Raw genomic sequence first — 26,448 nt, forward strand, 5'->3', positions numbered from 1 at the left:
AATCTTCCAGATGGCCTCTGCTTCTAACTCCCCCCGAATCGAGCTGCGTCACTTGCGGGCCGCAATAGCTGCGGCGGATAGCGGAAGCCTTCGGCAGGGATCGGAGCTTCTAGTGGTCAAACATTCCGTACTAAGTCGACTAATCATCCAGCTAGAGCATTGGGTCGGTGCGACGATATTTGAGCGTTCCAGTGTAGGAGTCGTGCCTACCGCCGCAGGTCGAAGCGTCCTGCAGGTATCGCGAACAATTCTAGAGCAAGTCGACGCGATGCTTGCGAGCGCTCGATCCAGCGGTCGCGGCGAGACGGGACGTCTCTCGATAGGCTTTTGTACGTCTATTTCCGCGGGAAACTTGAGAGCTACTATGGTCGAGTTCAAAAAGGGAGTTCCCCAAGTAGAACTTGCGGCTGTCGAGCGTCCTCGTGCTCTTCTAATGAACGCTCTTAGGAACGGCACTGTCGATATAGCCATCATTCCTGGGCAAAGACCATTATCGGACGCCAAGACGCTGCCGGTTTGGAGCGAACGTACACTAGCCTTGGTTCCTAACGATCACCCCCTTGCTACGCGCGAAGTCATCTACTGGACAGATCTCCGAGGCCAGACGATGCTCATAAGCGAGCATGATCCAGGTAGCGATCTCGAAGACCTGTTGATCTCAAAGCTTGTGACGCAGGAACATCGCCCAACAATTGAACGCCACGATGTGAGCCGGGGTATCATAAAGAGCCTGATCAGTATGGGGCTCGGGATTGGCCTTGTCATGGAGTCTGATGTGGAAGGCAGCTTCGTTGATTTGGTCTATCGCGAATTGCACGATGGCGCCGGCCCGAGCCGCATCGGCTACTACGCGCATTGGCGGCACGACAATGAAAATCCGGCTCTGAAGCGTTTCCTCAATCTGTTAGCAGAACGCTATCCCTCACCTCCGCCGGCTCTTGGGGATTGATTGGTTCGTCTCGCCTTTGCAAATCCGCGGTCCGTGGCCATAAAGCGCGCCAACATGGGCGCGATCAGCTTCACCGGATCGATGCGCTGTCCATTTTCGCGCGCCAGGGCCTCTGCATAGGCTACGAGGTCCCGATGGACCGACGCTGGAAGCTCAGTGGTGACCTTGACCGGTTTGTCGTCTGGCAGCGCTCCTATTCTCAGCTTGGTCATCCCCTATCCTCGGTAAGGTGCAAGTATGAGGTCGCGATTGACGACAACACGAACTGGGAAGCCGGGTCGTACGGTGAGAGTGGGCTGGATGTCGAGGCTACGTCGAACTACCTGCTGTCCGGTCTGGTTCAGTGAGTCCGAGGCGCCGTGTCGCAATGCCTGGATGATTGCGCTGTCGTTGCTGTTGGTGTCAGAGCCGGCACCCAGTTCGGTCCCTACTGCCAGAAACGTCGATAGTGCCGCAGCCTTGAACAACTCGCTCCAGTGATTGTCGACCTGATCTTCGAGGCCCGCATACCCGGCAGTGTCAGCGCCAGGCTGCCGCTCGAGAACGATAGAACGACCATTCGGCATGATCAGCCGGGTCCAGACGAGCAGGACTCGGGACTGGCCGAAAGTGACCTGGCTATCGTAGATGCCAATCAGCCGCGCCCCCTGAGGCACAAGCAGAAAGCGACCCGTCGGCGTGTCGAAAACATTCTCGGTTACCTGCGCGGTAATTTGGCCTGGCAGGTCCGATCGGATCCCGGTGATCAGCGCCCCTGGAATCACGGTCCCAGCCTGCACGATGTATGGTGAAGCGGGCCTGGCGATACGGTCAGGGCTTACCGTGCGGCGGTCCACAGAGGCGTTCACGAAGGCAAGCTTGCGGTCCTGGCCGTTCTGCGCAGATCCATCAGTGCTCGTTGCATTCGGTGACGCGACTCGGTCGCTTTCAGCCGCCGCAGCGGGCGGACGCGCTCCTCCATTGGTCGCAGCGAACAAATGGCTGATGCGGGCTGCCTCGGTCTCTTGATCCCGGCGCTGCTGGTCCGGATCAGTGCCGATCGCCGGCGACTGGCCTTGAGCGGCAAGTATCGGTCGACCGAGGTCGCCGGGGAGCGGCGGACCGAGCTGCGGAATTGGCTGGCGCGGAACGCCAGCATAGTCCTTCGGCAGCGTCGTAATACCGTCGGCAACATTGTGGTGGTCGGTACTGTAAAGCTCATCGGCCGCTTGATTACGGGAGCGATTGTTCTGTAGCGACCAAAGCACTGCTCCGCCGATGACAAGCAGGGCAACCGCGCTCCCGCCGGCTAAGACCTTCCGCGACAACCGCGTCACGCGCGGGTGCTCTGCTCTCAAGCGGAAGCTTTCGGACTGCTCCACTTGTGTCTCCGGCGGAACTGCTTGCTCGTGATCGTTTACATTCCCACTGTTCATGACGACGGCCTTCCGTCGGTCCTGACGATCCTGACCTTCTGCTGGCGTTCACCGCCAAGCCGGAGTTCGGCGGCTGCAAACAGCCGATCGACGATCAACACGTTGCCGTAGGCGCGATAGTTGACGAGCTCGGTCTTGCCGTCCGGGCCGATGACAAAGAGCGGTGGCATCTCGCCTTGCACGATGCCTTGCGGGAACTCGACATAGACCTTGCGGCCATCGTCGTATGCGGTGAGCGGCCGCCAGGGAGGGTTGTCCCCTGCGATACTGTAGCGGGAGATGCGTTGCGCCGGATCCGGAAGAACGGGTTTCAGAGCGACTGAACGGGATCGGTCACGTGCTGTTTCCGGATAGTACCAGGCAACAGACGGCATGTATGGCCGCTCGCGGGATCGGAGCTCGATCAGGTAGGTCCGCCGGTCAGTATTGACGACGAGATTGGTCTCGATCGATGCGCGGGTCGGCTTGACCAGGATATGGACGCGTCGCGTGTCGCCGTTCCCGCTCTCGGTGTCGCCCACGACCCAGCGTACGGTATCTCCGGCCGCCATTGGCCCTGATCCCGTCAACTGCTCTCCTTCCTCGAGCGCGATATCCGTGATCTGCCCGGGTGCGGCGTAAATCTGATAGAGCGCCCCAGGACTGTAGGCGTAAATCTGCGCTGCGTTGAAATACCCCCGCTTGCGCGGTTCAACCCGGGCTGCGCTGTTTGCCGTCTCAACCCGGCTCACGGGTTMAGGCTCTTCCTTCCCGGCCGACTTGCCGCCGAGAGCTGGCTTCCAGAGCGGCGGAACGTGAAGCGGCCGCGACCTGTCGTCCAGAGCCGTTGGAACCGCCGGCAGCGGAGGGACTTGAGCGTCATAGCTGATATCCGGCGGAATGTAGGTCGCACATCCGCCGAGCGCGGACGAAAGCAGAAGCGCTGACAGAAATGCCCGCTTCGCGGCCACGGGCCCGGACCATGCCAAATTGGACCCGCTTTGCTGGAGGGAACGTTTCGAATGAACGTCAGACATCGTCTTGGTCACTGACTCAACTCCTTTGACCAGTTGATGGCGCGGACGTAGACGCCAAGGGGATTCTTGCGCAGGCGTTCGGCATCGCGGGGTGTCTCGATCACGATCGAGAGAATTGCAGTCCAGCGCTCAGTCGAGCTCAGCGAGCCATTGTCGTAGACGCGCTGGGTCCAAGCGACGCGAAAGCTTTCCGACGACGCGCGAATGACGCTTGAGACGTCGACGGAGATTTGCGCCTTACCCAGTTTGGCAAAGGGATCATTGTTGCGCGCGTAGTCGTTGAGCGCAGCGGCGCCGCGATCGGTTGTAAAATCATAGGCGCGGAGCCAGTTTTGGCGCAGAACGATGCCGTCGGCCGGCAGACCTCTGACATCCTCGATAAAGCGCGCCAGATGGTAGGCGATCTGCGCATCAGTGGGTTGATAGTCGATGTTGGCCGGCGCAACCCTTTGGGCCTGGCCGATATGATCGACTTCGACCACCCAGGGCGTGATCGAGCCTTGGCTCGATTGCCAAACAAGGCTACCTGCGAGACCGACTGATAACATCAAGCAGCCGAACGCCATCAAGCGCCAGTTCTTGGCCTGCACGCGGGCAGATCCAATGCGTTCGTCCCAAACCTGCGCTGCCTTTTGGTAAGGCGTGATGGGCTCGGGCATGCGCCCGTAGTGAACGGAAGGTCGTTTGAACATCTATCATTGCCCCTGAGATCAAGTGATCGGTGTAAAGTCGGGCGGCGTCTGGATTTGAGGTGCCGCCCCACGGCAGCGACGAACGCGCATTGGCGGCGTGTCATCGCTCTCCTTCGGACAAATCGACGGACGAGCCGCTGCCGCCGTGATCGCCTGCGCGCACCGCCTGTCCGGCTGCCGACGCACCGTGCCGAATGGTCTCGGCACGTTTCATGCGCCGCGCCCAATCGGGCTGCCCTTCGGTCGAAGTGCTCGCGGCCTGCTCGGCCCCTTGCCCACCACCGCTGAGGACGGCCGCAGCACGGCGCAACGGGCTCATGGCAGCCGAGCTGCCGGCCTCTGCCACACCGGCCAGGCCGCCGCTTCGATAGGCGGCGGATGCGCCGCTCAAGACGGCGCCGCCCCCACGCGCGGCGCCCGCCAACGCTCCGCCAGCGAGTCCAGCACCACCCGCGGCAATACCTGCGCCGGCAGCAACAACCCCGCCAGCGGCAAGGCCTGTTCCAATCGCGGCGCCGGCGCCGAGCTGCGGCCCGCCGGACACCAGGCCGTTTGCGATTCCGGGACCAAAGATGCCGAGGCCTAGCAAGGAGAGCGCCGCAAGCACCAAAGTCATCGCATCTTCAATGGTCGGCTGTGCGGCGCCGAAGCCTGCGGTAAATCGCGAGAACAGGGTCGAGCCGATGCCGACAATGACGGCCAGGACCAGGACTTTGATGCCGGAGGATATGACGTTGCCCAGGACGCGCTCTGCCGCGAAGGCCGTCCTGCCAAACAAGCCAAAGGGAATGAGCACGAAGCCGGCCAATGTCGTGAGCTTGAACTCGATCAGGGTGACAAAGAGCTGGATCGCCAGAATGAAAAAGGCGAGCAACACCACGACCCAGGCGAACAGGAGAACGACGATCTGGACGAAATTCTCGAAGAAACTGATGTAGCCCATCAGGTTGGAGATCGAATCGAGCAGCGGTCGGCCGGCGTCCAGCCCAACTTGGGCGATCTTTCCCGGTTGCAGGAAATCTGCCGCGGAGAGGCTTGCGCCTGATGCTTTCAGTCCCAAGCCGGTAAAGCTCTCGAAGACGATGCGTGCCAGACTGTTCCAATTACCGATGAGATAGGCAAAAACGCCTACAAAGAGCGTCTTCTTGACGAGGCGCGCGATGATGTCTTCGTCCGGCCCCCAACTCCAGAACAACGCAGCAAGCGTGATGTCGATCGCGGCAAGGGTCGCAGCGAGATACCCGACGTCGCTACCGAGCAGCCCGAATCCGTTGTCGATATAACGCGTGAACGTTTCCAGGAATTGGTCGATGATCCCTGTACCAGTCATGGCTTGCTCGCATCAGGTGTCGCCGGTCGCGGATATCCTTGCGGGATCCGGCTTTGATCCTTTGGGACAGGTATCGAGCTGGCTGAGTCATCGTGGCCGGAAGAGGCGGCGCCCTCCTTCCTGCCGAAGAAGCGACGCCGGCTTTCGGCCCAAACTTGCTGGCAATGGCGGTAACCCGCTGTTTCCTCGGGAGTGACACCACGACAGCGTGCGAGGTCGGAGCTGGTTGCATCGGGCGTCTGCTCGGCCTTCGGTGCCGGCGGAGAATCGTCTCCGCCACGCAGCTGAATCGTGCAGGCGGCGACGGCCACTAGGCCGATTGTCGTAAGCAGCGACAGCGCCTTGAATGCCTTTACGTCGGTCATCAGTGGAACATCTGCACATTGGAGGATTGATAGCCCTGTCCTGGCGTCAGGAAGCGCCTGAGCTGCTCTCGCCCCTGATCCTGGGCCGAGGCGCGCTGAGCCGCCTCGAGGCTCTGCGCCCTGCCCTGCGCCGCCGCGGCGGCCGTGAGATCGGCAAGTTGTTGCGCTTGAAGCGCAAGGATCTGGTTGCCGGCCTGAGTTGCCTGCAGGGCGCCACTGGCACTCTGGCTCGAGGTTACGAGGGCGGACGTCTGGATGCGATTAGTGTCGAGGTTGCCAACGATGCCGGCCTGGACGCGAAGCGCGTCTTGCGTCGCGGCATAGGAATTCTGCCAACGCGATTGAGCGTTGGAGATCAGCAACTGGTTCGACTGGCTGCTTGTCGCCGGCGCGTAGCTGGTCGAAAAAGCCCGATCGATCTGCTGCACGTCGTATGCAATGCGTTGGGCCTGGGCCAGCAGTTGCTGCGTGCGCTGGATCGAGGATTGCAATTGCTGCAGCGAAGAGTACGGCAGGTTTGCCAGATTCCTGGCCTGATTGATCAGCATTTGCGCCTCGTTCTGTAACGAGGTGATCTGGTTGTTGATCTGCTGGAGCTCCCGCGCGGCTGTCAGGACGTTCTGGACGTAGTTGTTGGGATCGAAGACGATCAGCGCCCGTGCAGGTACCGCGACGCCAAGCACCAGTGCGACGGTGCCAGCGGTCGCCAATAGGGCAAGACGCCTCATAGCGATTTCTCCAGATTTGCGAGATTGGGGATCAGGTCGGTGGCCCAGGCGACGCCACGGTGCTGGAGCCAGGCCGGTACGAAGCCGTCCGGCCCATGTTCGGCGAGGAGCTGCGCGATGGCAGCCTGGTCGGTCTTGGAAGAGGCTGCGGTGAAGGCGAGCGCAATCCCGCCAAGAMCCAGTTCGAACATCCGGTTGCCGCGGCGGGACTGGCAGTAGTAGTCGCGCTTCGGCGTTGCCCGGCTCAAAAGCTCGATCTGGCGGTCATTGAGGCCAAAGCGGCGATAGATGGCAGTGATCTGCGGCTCGATCGCCCGTTCGTTCGGCAGCAACAGACGCGTTGGGCAGCTTTCGATGATCGCCGGCGCGATCGCGGAGCCATCGATGTCCGAAAGCGATTGGGTGGCGAAGATGACGGATGCATTTTTCTTGCGAAGCGTCTTCAGCCACTCTCGGAGTTGGCCAGCAAAATCTTCGTCGTCAAGGGCAAGCCAGCCCTCGTCGACTATGAGAAGTGTGGGCCGACCATCGAGACGGTCCCCGATTCGATGAAAGAGGTAGGCCAGCACGGCCGGGGCCGCGCTCGTTCCGATCAACCCTTCGGTCTCAAACGCCTGGACCGAGGCCTCGCCGAGACGCTCGAATTCAGCATCAAGCAGACGTCCGGACGGACCGCCCAGGCAGTAGGGTTGCAAGGCACGTTTCAGGGAGTTCGATTGGAGCAGGACTGACAGGCCCGTCAGGGTGCGCTCCTCCCTCGGCGCCGAAGCGAGAGATGTCAACGCCGACCACAGATGATCCTTGACCTCCGGGGTGATCTCGATCTTCTCCCGCGCCAGGATCGCTCCGATCCATTCCGTGGCCCATCCGCGCTCGGAAGGATCGTCGATCCAGGCCAGCGGCTGTAGCGCGACGGGCTGCTCGCCTCCCTCGGTCAACGCACCGCCGAGGTCGTGCCAGTCTCCGCCCATGGCCAGCGCGGCCGCCCGGATCGAGCCGCCAAAATCGAACGCGAAGACCTGAGCATTCGGGTAGCGGCGGAATTGCAGCGCCATGAGGGCCAGCAGCACCGACTTTCCCGCGCCTGTCGGTCCGACCACGAGGGTATGGCCGACGTCGCCAACGTGGAGGGAGAACCGGAATGGGGTCGATCCCTCGGTCTTGCCGAACAGGAGGGGTGGCCCCTTGAAGTGCAGATCCCTCGCCTCGCCCGCCCACACGGCCGACATCGGAATCATGTGGGCGAGATTGAGGGTCGAAACCGGTGGTTGCCGTACGTTGGCGTAAACGTGCCCCGGCAGACTGCCGAGCCAGGCTTCAACGGCGTTCACCGTCTCGATCATGCAGGTGAAATCGCGGCTCTGAATGACCTTCTCGACCAGCCGAAGCTTTTCGTCGGCTGCACCGGGATCGCCGTCCCAGACAGTGACGGTCGCCGTGACAAAGGCTTGTCCGATCTGGTCCGCCCCCAGTTCCTGCAGCGCCGCGTCGGCGTCCATCGCCTTGTTGTGGGCGTCGGTATCAAGCAGGGCCGCCGCCTCGTTGGTCATGACCTCCTTGAGAATCGTGCCGATGGATTTTCTCTTCGCGAACCACTGGCGGCGAATCTTGGTCAGCAGCTTGGTGGCATCGGTCTTGTCGAGCATGATCGCGCGGGTCGACCAGCGATACGAGAATGCCAGGCGATTCAGGTCGTCGAGAATTCCCGGCGTCGTCGCCCCCGGAAAGCCCACGATCGTCAGAACCCGCACATTGGCAGAACCCAGCATCGGCTCAAGCCCGCCGGTAAGCGGCTGGTCGGCCAACAGCGCATCGATACACATCGGAATTTCTGGCACCCGAACACGATGACGCTTGGTCGAAATCGTCGAGTGCAGGTAGGTCAGCGTCTCCTGATCATCAAGCCAGATGCATTCCGGCATGAACCCTTCGACGAGTTGAAGCACGCGGTTTGTTTGGTCGATAAACCCGCGGAGGACCTCGCGCGCGTCGGCTCCGACGGTGCGGTCGCGACCCTCGTAAAGCAGTTGCTCTGCCTTGGCGGCCCCTTCCTCTGGAGGCAGATAGAGGAAGGTCAGGAAGTAGCTGGACTCATAATGGGCACCCGCCTCCTCGAACTGAGCCCTGCGTTCGGCGTCAACCAACGCAGACGCGACATCCGGAAAGGAGTTAGGCGGGTAGGTCCCCGCAAAGTGACGCTGCGCCTCGACGAATACGGCCCAGCCTGATCCCAGGCGACGCAAGGCGTTATTCAAGCGGCCCGCGACGGCGACGAGTTCAGCGGGCACTGCGCTATCTAGGTCAGGTCCTCGGAACTTTGCTGTCCGCTGGAACGAGCCGTCCTTGTTCAGGATGATTCCTTCGTCGACCAGGGCTGCCCAAGGCAGGAAGTCGGCGAGGCGCGCGCTGGAATGGCGATATTCGGCAAGGTTCAACATAACCGATAACTCAGAGGTTGAGATGACTGGGAATGCGCAGATGTCGGCGCACCACATCGACGAAGGCGGGATCGCGCTTGGCGGCCCAGATGGCGGCCATGTGACCGATGAACCAAAGGACAAGACCCGCGATCCAGAGCCGAAGCCCCAGCCCCAGGGCTGCCGCAAGCGTGCCGTTGACGATCGCGACCGACCGCGGCGCACCGCCCATCAGGATTGGCTCAGTGAGCGCGCGATGGACGGGCACGACAAAGCCTGTGACCGGCTCATCCATCAGATCACCACGCCGCCGCCGAAGGAGAAGAACGACAGGAAGAAGCTCGAGGCGGCAAACGCGATCGACAGACCGAACACGATCTGGATCAGCCTGCGGAAACCACCGGACGAATCCCCGAACGCAAGCGTCAGCCCCGTGACAACGATGATGATAACGGCGATGATCTTGGCGACCGGCCCTTCCACCGACTGCAAGATTTGATTGAGTGGCTGCTCCCATGGCATGTTCGAGCCAGCCGCCCATGCCGGCGCCGAGACCAAAAGAACCGTGCCGGATGCGGCGAGTAGATCGGCATCTCGAAGAAGGCGAAATTGCTGACGCATGTCAGTCTCCTGCTGATGAAAGGCTGTAATCGCCAGCGGCCCCGAGCCCTGAGACCGCTGCGAGCTCGGCGAGGCGGCGGTCGGCGCCGCGGCCCGCAAGAACGGCGATGAGGTTGATGGTCTCGGCAATCAGCGTGCGTGGAACCGTGATGACGGCTTCCTGGATGAGTTGCTCGAGCCGCCGCAGCGCGCCGAGCGCGGTGCCCRCATGAATCGTCCCGATGCCGCCGGGGTGACCGGTGCCCCAGGCCTTGAGCAGATCGAGCGCCTCCGCGCCGCGGACCTCGCCAACCGGAATGCGATCAGGGCGCAGTCGCAGCGAAGAGCGAACAAGATCCGACAGCGTGGCCACACCGTCTTTGGTCCGCAAAGCTACAAGATTGGGCGCCTTGCACTGGAGTTCACGTGTATCCTCGATCAGCACGACCCGATCGGAGGTCTTGGCCACCTCGGCCAAGAGCGCATTCGTCAATGTTGTCTTGCCGGTCGATGTCCCACCGGCGACGAGGATGTTCTTGCGTGCGGCGACTGCGTTCTTCAGGATCTCGGCCTGTTCCGAGGTCATGATCCCCTTGGCAACGTAATCGTCGAGCGTGAACACGGCGACTGCGGGCTTGCGAATAGCGAAAGCGGGAGCTGCAACGACCGGCGGCAACAGTCCCTCGAAGCGCTCGCCGGTCCCGGGCAGCTCGGCCGAGACACGTGGCGCGCCGGCGTGCACCTCGGCGCCTACGTGGTGCGCCACCAGGCGAACGATGCGCTCGCCGTCCGCCGCGGACAGAGTTTCGCCTGTGTCGATCAGGCCATTCGATAACCGGTCGATCCACAGCCTCCCATCTGGGTTGAGCATCACCTCGACGATCGTTTCATCTTCGAGGTAGCCGGCAATCGCGGCACCAAGCGCGCTGCGCAGCATTCGCGCGCCACGCGAATTTGCCTCTGATTGAAAGGAATGGATTGCCACCGTTCGCCCCATCGAATGAGGACGTCCAAAGCGCGTCCTCAGATGGGGATCATTAGAAAAGGCACCAATGCACCTGGCGCAACAAGCGCCTTTGATGATCGTAGGCTGGCGTAGAAAAAGGAAGACTGAAAACTGCGTATCGGTTCGCTGGGAGTGGCTGTTCACCACTCCGCATCGTCATCCGCGGGCAGGAGGATGACCGAATCCTCATACAACCCGACTGACTCGAGAGCGTAGGAAACTTCAGCCGGCCTGAACAAGCGGATTGAACTCGTCCACGAAGCGATGGATCGGCGCCAGGGCCGCGCGAACCAGACCAACGTCGCGATCTGCAGTGCTACGTTGAGACTGAACGCGACCTGATAGGCTTGGACGGGCCTATGGCCATCATTCGCAGACCATTGCTCCAGGATAAGACCTGTCGCGTATTGTGCCAGAAACGCCCAACCAAAGTGCAAGACGTTCAAGGCGCCGTTGGCACGACCGGCAAGCTCCGGCGGAAAGTAATCCGCTATCACCGCGAAGCTGACCACGGTTGCCGTTCCGACAATTGCTACCACAGACCATGGCACAATGGATGGCAGAGGCGCGCGCAGGATCAGGGCAAGCTGGGCTACGACGAACAGCACCGCGACTATCGCCAATACTGTCTCAGCTCCAATTCCTCGTCGCCTCATGCGGTGGACCGTCGTACCAAACAGCCAGGCGCCGCCGCTAAGTACGATCGACATCATGAACAGCTGCCCGACCAGACTCGCGCGATCAAGGCCTTCCACGTCCACTAGCCACGGCGATGCCCACAATCCCTGCAGGGACCAAGCCGATCCAACGCAAGTCGCCGACAACGGGGCCATTCGCCAGAAGCGCTGATCGCCGAAAACGGAGCTAAGGGTGGCGGGCGTTGTTGATGGGACAATGCTTCGCTCAGGCACCACGACATAGATTAGAATGGCTATCGCACCAGTAGCGGCCGCCAGGATCTCAAAGAGCTGCCGCCAGCCCATCCAGGCGAGAAGGTGTTCGACGGGAGCGGTAGCGGTCACCGCTCCCAGCGAGCCCAGCATGACCATGTAGCCGTTCAGCAAGGCAACTCGCTCCCTGGGAATCCAGATGATGATGGACTTCAGTCCTGCTGTCAGCGCCGCCGCCACGCCAAGCCCGATCATTGCCCGCGCGATCAAAAGTGACAGGAAGCCGGTCGATATCGCGAACAGTTCAGCGCCGGCGGCGGCGAGCAAGAGCAGAACACTCTGGACTCGGCGCGGACCAAAGCGGTCCAACAATATGCCGACGGGGATCTGAGCCGCTGCGAGAACAAGGAAATAGACTGACGTAAGCAACCCGAGGTCGGCGGTCCCAAGCCGGGCATCCGAGCTGAGATGACTCCCGATCAAAGCGTTGATCGTTCGAAACAGATACGAAAGATAGTATCCAGCAGCAAAGGGGAGGAAAACGCGCGCAATTCGATACCATCCTATTGAGACTTGCATGCTGGTCCTTTTCGCTATCGGCTCGTTCGAGCCGATAGCGCGTCCAGCTTCTTGTCAGTTCGGCTAAGTTGCTGCGGTCGTAGGCTGGCGTAGAAAAAGAAGAGCCGACGCGGTCGGCGCATCAAGGACGCTCAGTCAGGTTTCGCCGGCCGGTTCCTGACGGATATCTTCTGGAATCTCGCGCAGAAAGCTTTGCCCTTTTTGCAAGCGGCGTCCGAGCGCCTCGACAAATCCTTCGAAGCGCTCCCTACCCTTTATCTGAGCCGCCGCCTGCGCGTCGTTAGGCAACGGCGGCGTGATTGTCAGCCAGAAGCGAATGAAGAGGGCCAAGGTCTCAGCCGTTAGACCAACATCACGCTCCAAGCGCTGCATCTGACGCGACAGCCGATCGAGGCGCCGCGCGAATGCTGCTTCCCGCCTGTCCGCTCCGTCCGGCGACAGAAACGAAGCGACAGCCGCTTCCACGATCGCGGACCGAGAAATCTTCTTGCGATCTGCCAAATCCGAGATCTGTTTCAGAAGCTCTGGCGGGAAATAGACGTTCATCCTGTCGCGCATATTACCTCAGAGCTCCACGCCGTCATTCGGGTCCATGGCGACCTGTCGCGCGACGCCTCGCATCTGCTGACGCATAAGTCGGGACTGGCGGACCGCATCCTCGTCGTCGTCGAGAACGACGGCAAATTCCTCTGCCGGCGTCGGCTCGGTCGTCTCCTTTGCGATCGCAACGTGATCGGGGAGTTCGGGCTCGCGACGAAGGCCGCTGTTCGCCGTGTCTTCCTCTCCTTGCGCTCTGTCGGTTGGAAGTGGCACCGGCCTCAGCGTTCCGACCGTTGACCATCCGTCCGTTCGCGATGACCGATCGGATGTCGCCGGATCGGGCGGCGGCAAGACCCGCTCGCTAAACCGCCGATCCTCATAGTAGCGCACCTTCTTCGCCCGGATCGGCGGCGTGCCTGCCACCATCACGATTTCGTCCATCGGCGGAAGCTGCATGACTTCGCCAGGGGTCAGCAGCGGTCTCGCCGTCTCCTGCCGAGAGACCATGAGGTGCCCCAGCCAGGGGTTCAACCTGTGCCCGGCATAGTTTTTCATCGCGCGCATCTCCGTCGCCGTACCCAAGGCGTCGGACACCCGCTTGGCCGTTCGCTCGTCATTGGTCGCGAAGCTGACTCGGACGTGACAATTGTCGAGGATCGCATTGTTGGGCCCATAGGCCTTCTCGATCTGATTGAGCGATTGCGCGATTAGGAAACTTTTGATGCCGTACCCCGCCATGAAGGCGAGTGCGGACTCGAAGAAATCAAGCCGTCCCAGCGCCGGGAACTCGTCAAGCATCATCAGGACTCGATGTCGACGATCGCGGGCGTGCAAGTCCTCGGTCAGGCGCCGGCCGATCTGGTTCAGCACCAGACGGATGAGGGGCTTGGTCCGCGAAATATCGGAGGGAGGCACCACCAGGTAGAGCGTCGTTGGGCGGCTATCTGCGATCAGATCCGCGATCCGCCAGTCGCATCGGCAGGTCACCTTGGCCACGACGGGATCGCGGTACAGCCCCAGGAAAGACATCGCCGTCGACAGGACGCCCGAACGTTCGTTCTCCGACTTGTTGAGCAGTTCGCGCGCGGTCGAGGCGACCACGGGATGAGCGCCCGGCTCGCCCAGGTGTGGGGTGGTCATCATCGCCTTCAGCGTCGCCTCGATGGGCCGCTTCGGGTCGGACAGGAAGGCGGCGACGCCGGCCAAAGTCTTGTCCGACTCGGCATAGAGGACGTGAAGGATGGCGCCGACCAGGAGCGAATGACTGGTCTTCTCCCAATGGTTCCGCTTGTCGAGCGAACCTTCAGGGTCAACCAGGACATCGGCGACATTCTGGACGTCGCGAACCTCCCATTCCCCACGCCGGACCTCAAGGAGCGGATTGTAGGCCGAAGACTTTGGGTTGGTCGGGTCGAATAGCAGGACGCGGCCATGTCGCGAGCGGAAGCCGGCGGTCAGTTGCCAGTTCTCACCCTTGATGTCGTGAACGATGGCCGATCCGGGCCAAGCCAGCAACGAAGGAACGACGAGGCCGACACCTTTGCCCGACCGGGTGGGCGCAAAACACAATACGTGCTCCGGTCCGTCATGGCGGAGGTAGTCATGGTCGAGCCTACCCAGCACCACACCATCCGGACCGAGAAGTCCGGCCGCTCGAACCTCTTCCGCATCAGCCCAGCGCGCCGAGCCATAGGTCTCGACGTTCTTGGCCTCGCGCGCCCGCCAGACCGACATGCCGATCGCTGCCGCGATCGACACGAAAGTCCCTGACGCCGCGACGAAGGCCCCCTCGACGAAGACCTGAGGCGCATAGGCATCGTAGACGAACCACCACCAAAAGAAGACCGGCGGGTAATATACCTTGAGTCCGAACAGTTCGAACCAGGGCCGCCCAAGCTCTGGTTGCCAGGCGAGCCGCCAAGCCGTCCATTCGGTTGCTCCCCAGATGGCCAGCAAAACAATCAGGCCGACGACGATTACCTGTCCCCAGAGGATTTTGGTTCCGGACATCCCGAACGTCCTTCCGCAACTGAATTGGAGAGATTGCTAGAGCCCGAGGTCGCGCTTGCGACCAAAGCCCCATTCGATGCCACCGCCGTCTTTCACGACGCCGCTGACGTGTTGCCCGAGCCTCTTTTCGAGCTCGCGCGACCAGGGCACGAGCTGGAAGCCGAGCCCACTGTTGATCATGGCGAAGCGTCCGGAGGTGAGCGTCAACCGCTGGCGATACGTGCCCGCCACGTGCTCCCCGGAGGCGGCGTTCACCTGAGGCAGGCCGGTGTCGGCCGAAACCTTTGCCGCCACCTCGTCCAGTTCGCGCCGGCGCAACGTGTTGAGGAGGTCGCGCTGGAGGATGACACGCTGGCCCTGCCGCCGTGCCAGGCCCTCCTGAACCAGATGCTCGGTGCGGGCCTCCATGGCGTCGCGGGTCTCGCGACCGAATCCGCCCATGGCGAGCGGCATGCGGTCGCATTCAACCAGCCGATGGTCGAGCCAGGTCGCGCCCTTCGCGCTGACCTGCTCGCCCAGATCGAGATCCGAGCGGGTCGCCAACACCAGAGTCGGCCGCGGATCGCCGGCTTGACCGAAGCGTCGCACTTCAACGATTCCGCCGATCGGCGGCGCATATTCAAATGCCTCGATCCCTTGGAAGCGCACATGATGCGCGCGTCCGTCCGTTCCGTCGATCAGGGCATACGCCTCGCCCGTCAGTTCATTATGCAATCCCCGATCGACCAGTCGTCCGATGATCTGGGACGATGGCTGTCCACCTTCGATGACATAGTCAGCAACGCCGCGCGCCTCCCCACGCTCGGTAAAAGTGCGGTGCATGGTCTTGATGATGTCGCCGCGCATGCCAAGATCGCGCAAGGTCCGCTCGGCCTCGAGCCCGACCATCCATTCTCCTGGCGCGGCAGACGCGGCGAGGCCCATCTTCTCCAGGTGTTGAAGGCGACCGACCATCAGGCGCCGGATTTCAGGATCGGAGCTACCGGGATRTTCGGGGCGGAGATCGATATACCCGGTCTCATCTGCCGCCAGCCCGATCTCCCAATCGAGCCGCGTCCATCGTTCCGCTGCGACTTCCCTTTCCAGCGAATTGCGGATCTCGTGCTCAGGTTTCGGACCCAGTTCGATGGCGACCAGTTCCTCGGCGCGTGAACGCAGGCCCCGGCTGATGTAGTCGCGGGAGATCACGAGATCTGTCCCTTCCTCGTCAACTCCCCGAACGAGAAGATGGATGTGAGGGTTGTCGGTATTCCAATGATCGACAGCCAGCCAATCGAGCCGCGTGCCGAGATCGGTCTCCATCTGTTTTGTGAGGTCGCGCGTGAAGGCCTTGAGATCGGTCATGTCGCCAGCATCCTCCGGTGAGACAATGAACCGGAAATGATGCCGGTCGTCCTTGCAGCGTTCCGCGAAATCGGCGCCGTCAGCATGGTCGCTGCCACCATCGAACATCTCGGCCCGCTCACCACTCCGGGTCACGCCGTCGCGCTTCAGGTATGAGAGATGGGCCGTCAGCGGCGCTGAGCGGAAGGCGCGCCCTTTGTGGCGAACCACGCGCGCCTTCACCACGACGCGGCGTGTCGGGCTGAACAATCGGCCGCGACTAAAGCTGAGTCGGCCGCGGCCAAACGTCGAGCGCCCATAGGCCGCGGAACGCTTGCCGGACGCAGTCTGACCTGAGGTGTGCCCTGCTTTCTTCGCCGCGCGCAGCACCTGGTTGATGAACCTCTTCGGCTTCGGAGCGCGGGTACTGCGGATGCGCCCGGGCCGAATACGAAGATCGCTGTCGCCAGCGGTCATGGGCGGGCCCCGAAGAGCGCAAGAGAACCTACAGTGCCGAAAATGTCCTTGATTGCATTACTCAAAATACATGGCGCGGCACGCGCCCCGACCGACCGGCACGGTAGAACCCAAGCCATGTCAGTGGCTTGCGGTTCGACCGGCGAGCCCCTTTTATCTCGCCTTCCTAATCGGGCGGGGAAAGTCAACTCATTCCTACGCTTTTCGTCGGCTCTTCGATTCTCGGTCATGACAGACTCCCTGCGTCGATATCGCACAAACGTCACCACCGCGCTTGCGGCCGCATTCACCAGGCGGGGTCCATGCGTTCCTTCGCGTTCAGCACTTGGGCCGTCGCATGCTCTTCATCAGGTTCATAAACAGGGCTGTCCAAGCAGTCCGGCGCTCTCGTCCCCGAAGGGCGGCAGCAGGCAAGAGATAGCGGACATTCCCCGTTTCGCGGCCCCGCCAGGGGACGCTCACCGCGCGCGCGGATCTCTAAATTCGTTCCCTCCTCAACATGCTGGGAGTAGTCCCAGCGCCTTCCTATGCTCGTCAACGTAGCTGCTACTGTGCCGGCTTTAGGCGCAGCCGTTGCGTGACCTTGGCACCGAATCCGACATGGAAATCGGTCTCGCTGACCCACATCCGGTGGAGAATACCCGCGAGCTTTCGCGCGACCGCGGCAATCGCACACAGCATGCTCGACCGCTTGGCGATCCGCAGGCCCCATGCTCGCAATGCCGACCATTTTCTGACCCGTAGCAGCAGACTTGCAGCCGCTTCACACAGCGCCTCCCCGCACGAAGATATCGCCCTATTTGCTGATCCGACCCTCAAAATCGATCGATGTACCGGACTGGTGGCGCTTCGGCGTCAGGCCAAAATGGGCGCCCACTGTGCGGGATCGGGCAAAGCGATGAGGGTCATCAACGCCGACTTTGAATGACAAGGCGACGACCGGACCGACGCCTGGAACCGTCATCAGACGCCGGCAAACAGGATCATGCTGTACCACCTGCAGGAGCACGCGATGCAGCCGATCGTAGCCCTCGAGGAGGGCGCGGCGCACGTCCAGCATAACTTGGATAGACATCACAAAAATCGGGTCGCTGTGCTCGATCAGCTCGCGGATGCGGGCCTCAAAGGAACCTCGAGCGACCGCTCCGACGAGTAACCCATAGGCCCGCAGTGCGCCCCAAACATGGTTCTCGAGGTCGATCAATTTGCGCTTGAGCAGCTTCCGGTTGGTCAACAACGTGCGCATTTTTTGCATGTCGATATTCTTGACATGCACGGCGCGGTACCAGCCCAACCGCATCATCTGCGCGATGCCGCGCGCGTCGTTTCGGTCGGTTTTGTTGCGCATTGTCGACAGCGAAACGCGCATATGGCGCGCTTCCACGACAATGATTGGAAGCCCGGCTGGCTGTAGTTCGCGATACAGCCAGATACCGAGCGATGACGCCTCGACCCCAACCCTATCGAGGCGATCCGCGTAGCCCTCTACAGCGCAGCGGATCGCCTCTGGCTCCGTGCTGACCTTAACTTCGCGGACCGTGTGACCCTCGCTATCGACGATGCAAACGCTGGTTTCTTCAAGGCCGACGTCCAATCCAACATAGAGTTTCATCGGAGCTCTCCTGTGTGGCAACGACCTTCCAAGTCGTTGGATTTGGCCACGGCCGCGTTATCCCCATGCACCGCTATCTCGAAGCAAGATTTGAGAGCCGTCCTGCCGTCGTGTTGATCTCTTGATCTCTTGATCTCTTGATCTCTTGATCTCTTGATCTCTTGATCTCTTGATCTCTTGATCTCCAACCGGGCTGGCTGCGCGACTGATGAACCTTCGCGATGATTTCATCGGAGCAACGCGTCTAATCGCCGGATCAATTCTCCGACTCGTCCACCGCCGGGTGGGGCGGCCGGGTAGCGGCGCAGGACATCGAGCACGACTGGGAGCGCAAGTAACCCCGACTTTTCGATGTGGCTGTCGCCCACGCTGGTGTCACCGCCGGCACGGAGTTCAAACGAGCGTGCTGCATGGGCGGCCGACCCGAGAATATGTTTAACCTGTGTAGCTTTCGCGAGCGGGTGGAGAAACGCGGCGCCTGCTGCGGCTAGAGCCGCGCGCGCAGCCTCGCTGGCAGCCGCTAGTCCGATGTCTCGGGTTTCATGGGCTGCCCGTTGGGCAGCCCATGCGCAGTCACGGAGCGCCTTGGTTCGCTCGGCTCCGTCTGCGAATGCCTGGGCCGCGTCGATTGCGGCGCAGGGACGTGGATCGCTAGGACGTTCGACCTCGAAGATTATCAAGGCCTGTCGCGCGCAAGTAGCCGCGTAACCGGCGACAGCGCGAAGTTCGGCGCGGCTGAGTTCTATCATCAGAGAGGCATTGCTCATGAAAGCAACCATATTGCAACTGAGGGTGTCGCGCATCATAGGACCTGCTGATTAGCGTGCTTGGTGGGAGCAGTCATCGCCCAGGCGGATGCTCTTTACGCGCAGAATGAAGGTAGAAGATTCATGTCAAAGCCCGAACTGACGTCCAAGGGCCGGACGCTTACCGTCGTGTACTCCCGGTCGCCGGTTCCCAGGGCCCAACCCCAACAGACTCTCGGTACTCGCGGCGATTTGCGAGAAAATGCAGTTCGGGTCATTGCGGTAGATCCTCCAATAGCGCGTGCCCGAACACGTCGGCTGGTGGCCGATTCATTGCGAAAGAGCCGCCGCGACGTGACAATTGACTTGCGAAGCCCCCGCTGTTCGCGAGCGCTTGCGATAGCGATCGTTACCCGGGCCGAGACACCCGCAGGGTGGCTCGGTGAGGAGCGAAGCGACGAGTAGAGCGCGGGCCGAAGGCATCGCCCATATGCCACCAGCACGTTATTATCGAACCCGCACACTTGATCATTGCGATACTCCCGCATCCGATCGAGGGACGAACACGCCAATAGACCGAGGGACCATGCGCGAAACTTCGTGCACTGAGATTGCAGTCGTGGCGCCGCTCGATGGCATGAGCCCCGGCGACCGATCGGGTGTTTTCATTAGATCGGATCGCGTGACGAATAGCGTCGCAGCTGATGATGACTGTCCGCTGGACGGACACGTCGGCGGCAGTTCGATGGCAAGCAGATTTGCAAGCTTTGCGACGTATGCTCGCGTCTCGTCTGGCAAAGAGCCGCCTGCGAGATGCTCTTCATAGCGAGACGGTCCCGCGTTGTACGCGGCAAACACGCCAGGCGAGCCATACCGATCGAGCAGTTCGCGCAGATAGGCCGTGCCTGCCAAAATGTTGTCGTGCGGGTCGTAGGGGTCGTTCCCGAGATTATAGCGCCCACGGAGTTCCGCCCAGGTCGCCGGCATGATTTGCATCAGGCCCATTGCGCCTTTTGGCGATCTAGCGTGCACGTCACCAGCACTCTCGATGCTTTGGAGTGATCGGATCCAGTTCGGCGCAATCGCAAAGCGTTGTGAGGCTTCATTGATGAAGCCGGCAAATGAGTGAGCGGTCTGACTGATCGCCGGCTGGGCGGCTGATCCGCTCTGGGCCAAAGCAGCACCGTCGAACGCGGCCAGAAGAAGCATCAGGGGCACGACAGCACAAACGCGCGTGCCCAACCGACCCGAGCACGCGGTCGGGCTCGCGCCAGCCTTGCAGACTTTGATCGGGACCGAGAAATGATCCCGCAATCTATCGACCAAGGGACTGGCGAGGAGAACACGTCGAATACGCACGATCACTCCTCCCACGTCCACACCGGGATCGCACGGCCGATCACAGCCGACGCCKGAAGCAATCCAAAATACCGGCCATCAAGAGAGGCGTCCGACTGCCAGTTCATGAGAAAGAGCTCGCCGTCGCCGACGACGCGGCAGCCCTGCCACTTAGGCAGCGGCCTGCCGCGAGCGTCGCGATCCAGAGCCTTGCCCATTGCAATGTCATCGACCGAAATCGTGAGCCCCGTTCTGCAGACAGTCTGACCGGGGAGCGCCAGCACGCGCTTGAGCATAGGGACGCCGACCGGCAAATAGCCGTTAAAGTCGAGGAAGCTTGCAAGCGGCTCCGGCGGCTGCACGACGACCAATTCAGTGATATGGAAGTGGCCTGCCGATCGCAGGCGATAGAGACCGATCGGCACGCTCGCAGATGCATTCCAGACGTAGAGCGGAAGTGGCTCCAAGACGATCGTCGCGACGAGCGCAGCAGCGGTCCCAAACGCCGCGGCCAGCGTCTTCAGGCGGCCCGTCATCGCATCACCCTCTGACGGTGAAGCCAGGCCTGGTGGCGCGCTTTCGTATAGGGGCGCGGGTTTTCGTTGACGGACAGGCGGTTATGAACGTGATGCCAATGATCAGGCGCGACATCAGCGGGATCGATGCCGAGTGCCTCGACGGCATCGATCATTTGCAGCATGCGCTCGACCTTCGGCCAGCCTGACAAGCGCAGCAAAATTTCTCCGCCGGGTGTCACATAAGGGACGGTCGAGCAGCGCTGTCCCGGCGTGACCGCGCGCAGGATGTCGATCCGCGAAATGACCGTGCCAAAGTCGTTGGAGGTCCAACGAACGAAGGCAAAGATGCTGCCGGGTGCAAATGACAGGACACGCCGGTGACGATCAAACTTCCGTTCGTTGACGATATGACCGAACCGAACGCGGTTTTCGATCCGCTTCTCGAGCCACAGCACTTCCACTTCGGTGAGATCGCTCATACCGCCGCTCCCTGAAGCTGGAACGGGCAACCGTGAGCTAGAGGTTCCGTGGAGATCGCGTGCGGCTTGCGAAGGCGAGCAGGACTGACAGCACCCTGTTGCCGGACGACGCCTCCAATGCGGCTTTCGGCCTGGTCCGTTAGAAGAAATCCGAAGGATTTCTGGTTAGCCGGGGTACTGACCGGTGCCCCCTCGCGGGCTGTGCTGCTGCGAAAATGCTTCACAGCGATTCGCGAACGGAACGCGCGGTGCGTGCCGGCGATCAGCGGTGGAGGCGCATGATGGACTTCTATGCAGGGCTCGACGTGTCGCTGGAGGCGACCAACATTTGCGTGGTGGACGGCGACGGCAAGGTGGTCCGGGAAGTGAAACTCGAGACCGATCCGGACGCGATCGAGCTGTTCCTGGCGGAATGGGGAAGCCACCTCAAGCGCGTCGGGCTGGAAGCGTTCTCGTACAGCGCCTGGCTGTTCACGGCGCTTTCCGAAAAGGGCCTCCCCGTGATCTGCATCGAGACCCGGCATGCCAAGGCGGCGCTGAACGCCATGCTGAACAAGACCGACCGCAACGACGCGAAGGGCATCGCGCAGATGATGCGGACCGGCTGGTTCCGTGCGGTGCACGTCAAGTCGGAAGGCGCGCAAACGCTGCGCGCGCTGCTGGTCGGGCGCAAGGCGATGCTCGGCAAGGTGCTGGACATGGAGAACATGATCCGCGGCCTGTTGCGCCCGTTCGGCCTGAAAGTCGGCGAGATCTCCGTCGGCCGCTTTGACGCACGGGTGCGCGAGATCATGGCCGGGAAGAAGGAACTGGAGGCGATCGTTGCGCCGCTGTTGGACGCGCGAGCTGCGATGCGGCTGCAGCTGGCCAAACTGCATCGCCTGGCCCTGGCGGCGGCGCGCAGCGACAGCGCGGTGCGGCGGATGATGACGGTCCCCGGTGTCGGCGCACTCGTGGCGCTGACGTTCCGCGCCACGGTCGATGATCCAACGCGATTCAAGAGATCGACCAATGTTGGTGCGCATTTTGGCTTGACGCCGCGGCGCTATCAATCCGGACAAACCGACCGCGTTGGCCGGATCTCCAAATGCGGCGACGAGCTGACGCGGGCGATGCTGTACGAGGCAGCGATCGCGATCCTGACGCGCATTCCGAAGAATTTTAAGCTGCGGCTGTGGGGCCTGCGGCTCGCCAGGAAGAAGGGTCTGAAGCGCGCCGCGACCGCGGTCGCACGCGCGCTCGCCGTGCTGCTGCACAAGATCTGGATCGATGGCACGACGTTCCGGTTTGGCGCCGGCGGCAAGCGCGGCCGGGTCGCTTCGGCGATGTAAGGGCCTCCGCGACCCGGCCGCTTCCACGCGCGCCTTTTCCTTCCGCCACGGCGGAGCGGCGTCTCCCGAGGAGACGGGGATTTGGGTGAGATCGCAACTTTTCTTGCCGGCGGCTTGATGCACACCTTTGAAGCCATCATGCACGGCGCTGGTTAGCCTGACCGCCCATTCTCCCGATTCCGGCATGTGGTGGTCTTGGTGCCAACCACGGACGTTAGCGAGTTCTCCTCGACGAGCGAGCTGCCGCAAGGGAAAGTAACGAGCGCAATGCGGCGACGACGATGCTGGTGATCGCGTGATTTTGCGCGCGATCGCATTTGCGCGCGTGCAGTGGCGACAAGAATCGCATTGCAGGACAGCTTCGCGCGTGAGAGAGTAGATGCATGAAGCATCCTCGCTGCATGCGCGACCGACTTGTTCACAACGTGCTGATTCACAACAAGAAGTTAGTGTCAGTACGTTAGTAAAGTTAGAGCGGCTGGAAAGCGCGGGGAAACAAGCTCTTATGCTCGATTCCGGTCCCCGATAGCACGAGGATTGGGTCCCCGATAGCACGAGGATAGCGGTCCCCGATAGCACGAGTTGATTCACAGGTTGTCCTCCGAGCTTGGAATGAGACCGCGCCGGCGCAGGCGTGCCGTTAGGGGATCGACGGGCGTTGGCGCGAAGTTCAGCCGCTCGGTGCCGTTCGCGTCGCGCGTGAGCAGGAGCTGATAACCGGGCAATGTCTGGCGCCGGACGATCTGACGTACGTCGTAAGCAAAATGCTTGAGCGGTGAGAGGATGCCGGACTTGGCATGGAGGTGCACAAGGTCAAAGCTCCAACCGCCCTCCTGGCGGCCGCCGTGCTTGCGCACGAGACGGTAAAGCCAGCGCTCAAGTCCGCCCGTCAGATCGAAATAGGCCCGATCGATCGTCAGCACGAGTGCGTCATCAATGACGCCAGCATAGAACCAATCGGGCAGGATCAGTTCGAGCCCGAACGGCCTGCCATTTGCATYGGCCGTCTCCTTCCACTCGTTAATCCAAGAGAAACGATGCCGTCGCCGTTCTGCCGGCTGCCGGATCGACGTCAGCACCGTCGTTGACTGAAGTCTGTCGAGACCCGCCTTCAGCCGGTCATAGTCACGCGCGCTGGTGCCGCGGCCGACAAAGGTCAAAATCTCGTAAGGCGTTGCAGCCATCAGGCGCGACGTCTTCAAGCCGGTGTCACGCGCTTCGACGATCTGGGAAGCGRCCCAAATCAAAACGTCTGCATCCCAGATGGTCGCCATGCCGTGTTCCGGCACGGCTTCGACACGAATTGAGATTGCACCGGCCCGGAAATCGATCGGAACAATCCGTTTGGTTTTTGCGAGCGAGAAGAACGGATAAGCCATCAGATCCTGCGCATCGCGCGGTGCAAGATCGCCGGGTAGCGCCCGAAAGAGCTCCAGCTGGTCGGGTTTACGCCGCATGGTCGCTGCTCTCACGCGCGATTAGCGACGTTCCTGGCCCGCATACGGGCGCAGGACCGGATGCTTCTTTGCCGGCAGCACGGTCCCCTTCCCAGGGTCCGACGTCGACGTTTTGGCGCCGAGGTCGGCCCAGGCTTTCAGATCGTCTACGGCATAGACAACACGGCCGCCGATCTTCCGATACGTCGGCCCGGTGCCGTATGTGCGATGCTTCTCGAGCGTGCGACCGGAGAGGCCAAGATAACGCGCGGCTTCCGGTGTACGCAGGAAGCGCGGGGGCATTCCGGCCATTGGATCGGGCATTTGAGAACTCCAAGGTGACAGCGCACCGCGCATGGCGGCGTCGGCGTGTATGCGGTCATCATGGAGAAGCGCGATCTCGGAGGGGGATGCCGAATATCGGGGGGGCGATTTTCGATACCCCTCGGCCGAAGGGCTACTTGTCCCTGCGGCCAGGCCGCAGAAGTTTGCGGTAGCCTCCGCGTACCAACGCGACGCCACTTTTCACCAGGCGGACCGTTCGATTGCGCAAATCGTGCGTCTTCCAGGCGCGATCAGGAATGCGCTTTTTGCCGAACAGCGCTTCGGCGGTCACGCGATAGCTGCCACCCGCAATATGCGCATCGAGCGCGCGGATAGCGGCGCTCAGGCGCTCGCGCCGCTGCTTTGAGAGCTTATGAAGGGGAGGACCTGGCGCGCGTCCATTCATCGCGCGCCACAGCCGCCGGGCTGCATAGGCGCGCGCTTCCAAATCGCCGTTAAACGGCAATTCGGCTGCATAGGACGCGCCGACCACGGGAGGCTCTTTGAACCAGACACGGTGATCCGTCGCCCCGATGCGTAGCACGATATGCCAGCCGTCGGCGGCGCGGCGTACCTGCCCCGCTGCCAGGTCGAGCAGTGGCCGGGAGGCCGAACTGCGACCGGCGGGCGACGCGACCGTGACTGGAACGACGGTCGATAGAACCTCAGGCGCCCAAAAGATTATCTGCTCGTCGAAGGACCGCTGGGGGTCATGGGCGAAAGCAGATGCCCCACCTCCTTCTGAACTCCGTGGTCGCTTCGCCATCTGGGCTGCTAGCGATCATCGCCTCAAAGTCGCGTCGATAGTCAGCGTTACGACGAAGACATTCCCAAGCGATGTCGGTGATTTCGGCGTCTTGTAGGCTCTTATAGGAATCCGGCGACCGCCAGTCGAATTCAGGCATTGCTTCCGTCCCATTGCACTCATAACAACGATTGCGGCGCAATAGGTATGAACGAAACGGTTGTAGGAAGCCCCTAGTTTGGCACCACGTGGTGCACTGGAATGACCACCGGATAACGAAAGAAAATCGTTCTGCCTGCAAGTCGCCAGTCGGCGATTTTCTTCTATCTTGAGCCGGTACCGCGTAAGAGACGACCTTGTTCAGTCACCCATTTGGCGCGCGCAAGATGGCTCTGGTATGCGCTGCGCGCACGGTCCGGCTCTCGCTCTGGGTCCATATGCAAGACCACTCGAGCGACTTCACGCCAATCCGCCCCCTCACCCTCTGCCTGCAGAAGGCGAATGTACGTGACGACATGCTGTTCGTCATAGGCCGTCAGCACCGGCTCGTTCGGCGCGCTGTCCGCCACGTCTGGATCGAGGAGTGGTTTCTGCATCATACCCACTTTTAGAACACGAAGAAACTACGCCACGCTTTGGTCGCAATCTAACCTCCGTGCCCGTTGGCATCCGGGGTATTCTTTCGAATACCGACGACCAAGATCGGCCGCGCTCATAGCGCCGCAGACGATAGCATGTCTGGACACGAATAGGAACGATCGTTCCTAGAACGATCGTTCCGGCTCAGTTCCCATATCGCCATGGATCTCAAAGAGATCATGGCTGTGAACCTGCGTCGGAAACGCCACGATCTACAAATGACGCAGGAGGAGCTGGCCGAGCGCGCAGGTTTAAGCGCCCGTTACGTCGGCGCCATCGAGCGCGGCGATGTGTCAGCAAGCGTCACCGTGCTCGGGCAAATTGCTGAAGCATTGGGGGTCGAACCGGGCGACCTGCTCAAAAAAGCTGCGCGGCTTGGCAAATCGTAAGCCGCCTTTGGCCCACCGCGAAGCGCCCCGCCCGGCGGACCGGACGGGGCTTGGTGGGGCGATCTTACTCGCCGCTCTTGCGAGGCCGCGACCACAGGAGCGTGTAGCCCTCGCCGCCTTCGTCGTCGAACAGGTTCGCGTAGATCGGCGCGTTGAACGAGGGGTCGTCGAGCTTGAGCGAGAGGTAATCGCGGCCCTCCTCGGAGCGCTTTGACCAGGCCGCCCCGATCTCGGTCTTATGCGGTGCTCCGCATAAGACCGATTATGCGTAGCGCATGATTATGCGGAGTTAGGTGTCAGGAGTGGCGGTTGTCCGCCGCTTTTGCCGTGTTCGCGCTCCACATAATATCAGCGGTGGTGCCGCGGCGCCTCGCCGGGTGGCGGGGCGCCGCGGGCGCTGCGGTCACCGCGACCAGATCAGCGCATGTTCGCCATCTTCGCCTTCGAAGAGGTTGGCGTAGATGGGGGCGGTGAACGACGGATCGTCGAGCTTGACCGAGTGATAGACCCGGTCGTCCTTCGAGGTGCGGCGCCATGCGGCACCGATCTCGACG

At 61.7% G+C, this 26,448-nt stretch carries 28 protein-coding genes and 2 pseudogenes; 3 read left to right on the forward strand and 27 right to left on the reverse strand.

Going from position 1 to position 26,448, the window contains the following annotated elements; genetic code table 11:
* Positions 1–10 precede the first annotated feature (10 nt).
* On the forward strand, positions 11–949 hold the full coding sequence (locus tag AC1DW2_RS38355; RefSeq protein ID WP_477008584.1) for a LysR family transcriptional regulator: 939 nt from the start codon (positions 11–13) through the stop codon (positions 947–949).
* Here AC1DW2_RS38355 and AC1DW2_RS38360 read toward each other — a convergent pair.
* The 20 genes and pseudogenes from AC1DW2_RS38360 to AC1DW2_RS38455 form a co-directional block, all read right to left on the reverse strand.
* Positions 916–1,161, reverse strand: a complete 246-nt coding sequence (locus tag AC1DW2_RS38360; RefSeq protein ID WP_477008585.1) for a DUF2274 domain-containing protein — start codon at positions 1,159–1,161, stop codon at positions 916–918. The two genes, AC1DW2_RS38355 and AC1DW2_RS38360, sit on opposite strands and share 34 nt — an antisense overlap.
* Before the next feature lie 3 nt (positions 1,162–1,164).
* The gene (locus tag AC1DW2_RS38365) at positions 1,165–2,364 is read right to left on the reverse strand and encodes a TraB/TrbI/VirB10 family type IV secretion system protein (RefSeq protein ID WP_477008586.1); all 1,200 of its coding nucleotides are present in this window, start codon (positions 2,362–2,364) and stop codon (positions 1,165–1,167) included.
* Positions 2,361–3,392: a P-type conjugative transfer protein TrbG gene (trbG, locus tag AC1DW2_RS38370; RefSeq protein ID WP_477008587.1), complete on the reverse strand. Its 1,032-nt coding sequence runs from the start codon at positions 3,390–3,392 to the stop codon at positions 2,361–2,363. Before trbG ends, AC1DW2_RS38365 begins: the two co-directional genes overlap by 4 nt.
* Positions 3,389–4,072 carry a conjugal transfer protein TrbF gene (gene trbF, locus AC1DW2_RS38375; RefSeq protein WP_477008588.1) on the reverse strand — a complete coding sequence of 228 codons (684 nt, stop codon included), beginning with the start codon at positions 4,070–4,072 and terminating at the stop codon, positions 3,389–3,391. Before trbF ends, trbG begins: the two co-directional genes overlap by 4 nt.
* Positions 4,073–4,172: 100 nt before the next feature.
* Positions 4,173–5,402, reverse strand: coding sequence for a P-type conjugative transfer protein TrbL (gene trbL, locus AC1DW2_RS38380; protein ID WP_477008589.1), 1,230 nt, complete (start codon positions 5,400–5,402; stop codon positions 4,173–4,175).
* Entirely contained in the window at positions 5,399–5,767 is a 369-nt protein-coding gene (gene trbK-alt / locus AC1DW2_RS38385) for a putative entry exclusion protein TrbK-alt (RefSeq protein ID WP_477008590.1), read from the reverse strand. The genes trbL and trbK-alt overlap by 4 nt, the downstream gene beginning before the upstream one ends.
* Positions 5,767–6,495 (reverse strand): P-type conjugative transfer protein TrbJ, encoded by a 729-nt coding sequence (gene trbJ, locus AC1DW2_RS38390; protein WP_431015436.1) that lies wholly within the window; start codon positions 6,493–6,495, stop codon positions 5,767–5,769. Before trbJ ends, trbK-alt begins: the two co-directional genes overlap by 1 nt.
* Positions 6,492–8,933 (reverse strand): conjugal transfer protein TrbE, encoded by a 2,442-nt coding sequence (gene trbE, locus AC1DW2_RS38395; RefSeq protein ID WP_477008591.1) that lies wholly within the window; start codon positions 8,931–8,933, stop codon positions 6,492–6,494. Before trbE ends, trbJ begins: the two co-directional genes overlap by 4 nt.
* A gap of 10 nt (positions 8,934–8,943) precedes the next feature.
* Positions 8,944–9,207, reverse strand: a complete 264-nt coding sequence (locus AC1DW2_RS38400; RefSeq protein WP_477008592.1) for a VirB3 family type IV secretion system protein — start codon at positions 9,205–9,207, stop codon at positions 8,944–8,946.
* Positions 9,207–9,533 carry a TrbC/VirB2 family type IV secretion system protein gene (locus tag AC1DW2_RS38405; RefSeq protein WP_477008593.1) on the reverse strand — a complete coding sequence of 109 codons (327 nt, stop codon included), beginning with the start codon at positions 9,531–9,533 and terminating at the stop codon, positions 9,207–9,209. The genes AC1DW2_RS38400 and AC1DW2_RS38405 overlap by 1 nt, the downstream gene beginning before the upstream one ends.
* 1 nt (position 9,534) lies before the next feature.
* Positions 9,535–10,449, reverse strand: a complete 915-nt coding sequence (trbB, locus tag AC1DW2_RS38410) for a P-type conjugative transfer ATPase TrbB (RefSeq protein ID WP_477008608.1) — start codon at positions 10,447–10,449, stop codon at positions 9,535–9,537.
* A gap of 209 nt (positions 10,450–10,658) precedes the next feature.
* Positions 10,659–11,987 (reverse strand): MFS transporter, encoded by a 1,329-nt coding sequence (locus AC1DW2_RS38415; RefSeq protein ID WP_477008594.1) that lies wholly within the window; start codon positions 11,985–11,987, stop codon positions 10,659–10,661.
* Between the two features lie 135 nt (positions 11,988–12,122).
* On the reverse strand, positions 12,123–12,545 hold the full coding sequence (locus tag AC1DW2_RS38420) for a CopG family transcriptional regulator (protein ID WP_477008595.1): 423 nt from the start codon (positions 12,543–12,545) through the stop codon (positions 12,123–12,125).
* Between the two features lie 6 nt (positions 12,546–12,551).
* The gene (locus AC1DW2_RS38425) at positions 12,552–14,537 is read right to left on the reverse strand and encodes a conjugal transfer protein TraG (protein ID WP_477008596.1); all 1,986 of its coding nucleotides are present in this window, start codon (positions 14,535–14,537) and stop codon (positions 12,552–12,554) included.
* A gap of 36 nt (positions 14,538–14,573) precedes the next feature.
* The gene (locus tag AC1DW2_RS38430; RefSeq protein ID WP_477008597.1) at positions 14,574–16,337 is read right to left on the reverse strand and encodes a relaxase/mobilization nuclease domain-containing protein; all 1,764 of its coding nucleotides are present in this window, start codon (positions 16,335–16,337) and stop codon (positions 14,574–14,576) included.
* 546 nt (positions 16,338–16,883) lie between these two features.
* A pseudogene (locus AC1DW2_RS38435) lies at positions 16,884–17,949 on the reverse strand (IS110 family RNA-guided transposase).
* Positions 17,950–18,176: 227 nt separating this feature from the next.
* Entirely contained in the window at positions 18,177–18,755 is a 579-nt protein-coding gene (locus tag AC1DW2_RS38440) for a putative immunity protein (protein WP_477008598.1), read from the reverse strand.
* Between the two features lie 468 nt (positions 18,756–19,223).
* A complete protein-coding gene (locus AC1DW2_RS38445) occupies positions 19,224–19,904 on the reverse strand; it encodes a lytic transglycosylase domain-containing protein (RefSeq protein WP_477008599.1) in 681 nt (226 codons plus the stop codon).
* A gap of 152 nt (positions 19,905–20,056) precedes the next feature.
* The gene (locus AC1DW2_RS38450) at positions 20,057–20,569 is read right to left on the reverse strand and encodes a S26 family signal peptidase (protein WP_477008600.1); all 513 of its coding nucleotides are present in this window, start codon (positions 20,567–20,569) and stop codon (positions 20,057–20,059) included.
* The gene (locus AC1DW2_RS38455; protein WP_477008601.1) at positions 20,566–21,030 is read right to left on the reverse strand and encodes a DUF2840 domain-containing protein; all 465 of its coding nucleotides are present in this window, start codon (positions 21,028–21,030) and stop codon (positions 20,566–20,568) included. Before AC1DW2_RS38455 ends, AC1DW2_RS38450 begins: the two co-directional genes overlap by 4 nt.
* 281 nt (positions 21,031–21,311) lie before the next feature.
* Here AC1DW2_RS38455 and AC1DW2_RS38460 point away from each other — a divergent pair, with 281 nt between their 5' ends.
* Positions 21,312–22,361 carry an IS110 family RNA-guided transposase gene (locus AC1DW2_RS38460; protein WP_477008609.1) on the forward strand — a complete coding sequence of 350 codons (1,050 nt, stop codon included), beginning with the start codon at positions 21,312–21,314 and terminating at the stop codon, positions 22,359–22,361.
* Positions 22,362–22,948: 587 nt separating this feature from the next.
* Here the strand turns inward: AC1DW2_RS38460 and AC1DW2_RS38465 are convergent.
* The 5 genes from AC1DW2_RS38465 to AC1DW2_RS38485 form a co-directional block, all read right to left on the reverse strand.
* The gene (locus AC1DW2_RS38465) at positions 22,949–23,818 is read right to left on the reverse strand and encodes a replication initiator protein A (protein WP_477008602.1); all 870 of its coding nucleotides are present in this window, start codon (positions 23,816–23,818) and stop codon (positions 22,949–22,951) included.
* A gap of 21 nt (positions 23,819–23,839) precedes the next feature.
* The gene (locus AC1DW2_RS38470) at positions 23,840–24,121 is read right to left on the reverse strand and encodes a helix-turn-helix transcriptional regulator (RefSeq protein ID WP_247438211.1); all 282 of its coding nucleotides are present in this window, start codon (positions 24,119–24,121) and stop codon (positions 23,840–23,842) included.
* Positions 24,122–24,254: 133 nt separating this feature from the next.
* The gene (locus AC1DW2_RS38475; protein ID WP_477008603.1) at positions 24,255–24,887 is read right to left on the reverse strand and encodes a DUF2285 domain-containing protein; all 633 of its coding nucleotides are present in this window, start codon (positions 24,885–24,887) and stop codon (positions 24,255–24,257) included.
* On the reverse strand, positions 24,832–25,026 hold the full coding sequence (locus AC1DW2_RS38480; RefSeq protein ID WP_477008604.1) for a transcriptional regulator domain-containing protein: 195 nt from the start codon (positions 25,024–25,026) through the stop codon (positions 24,832–24,834). Before AC1DW2_RS38480 ends, AC1DW2_RS38475 begins: the two co-directional genes overlap by 56 nt.
* A 163-nt stretch (positions 25,027–25,189) precedes the next feature.
* Positions 25,190–25,462: a DUF2285 domain-containing protein gene (locus AC1DW2_RS38485; RefSeq protein WP_477008605.1), complete on the reverse strand. Its 273-nt coding sequence runs from the start codon at positions 25,460–25,462 to the stop codon at positions 25,190–25,192.
* A gap of 204 nt (positions 25,463–25,666) precedes the next feature.
* On the opposite strand from AC1DW2_RS38485, the gene AC1DW2_RS38490 reads away from it, so the two are divergent.
* A complete protein-coding gene (locus AC1DW2_RS38490; RefSeq protein ID WP_477008606.1) occupies positions 25,667–25,894 on the forward strand; it encodes a helix-turn-helix domain-containing protein in 228 nt (75 codons plus the stop codon).
* Positions 25,895–25,958: 64 nt separating this feature from the next.
* Here the strand turns inward: AC1DW2_RS38490 and AC1DW2_RS38495 are convergent.
* Together AC1DW2_RS38495 and AC1DW2_RS38500 are read right to left on the reverse strand one after the other, a co-directional pair.
* Positions 25,959–26,132 (reverse strand): annotated as a pseudogene (locus AC1DW2_RS38495) (DUF736 domain-containing protein); the annotation flags it as partial.
* A gap of 165 nt (positions 26,133–26,297) precedes the next feature.
* Positions 26,298–26,448: DUF736 domain-containing protein (locus tag AC1DW2_RS38500; protein ID WP_477008610.1), on the reverse strand; the 151-nt coding region annotated here is incomplete at its 5' end.

This window comes from Bradyrhizobium sp. P3_C3 (assembly GCF_056402655.1).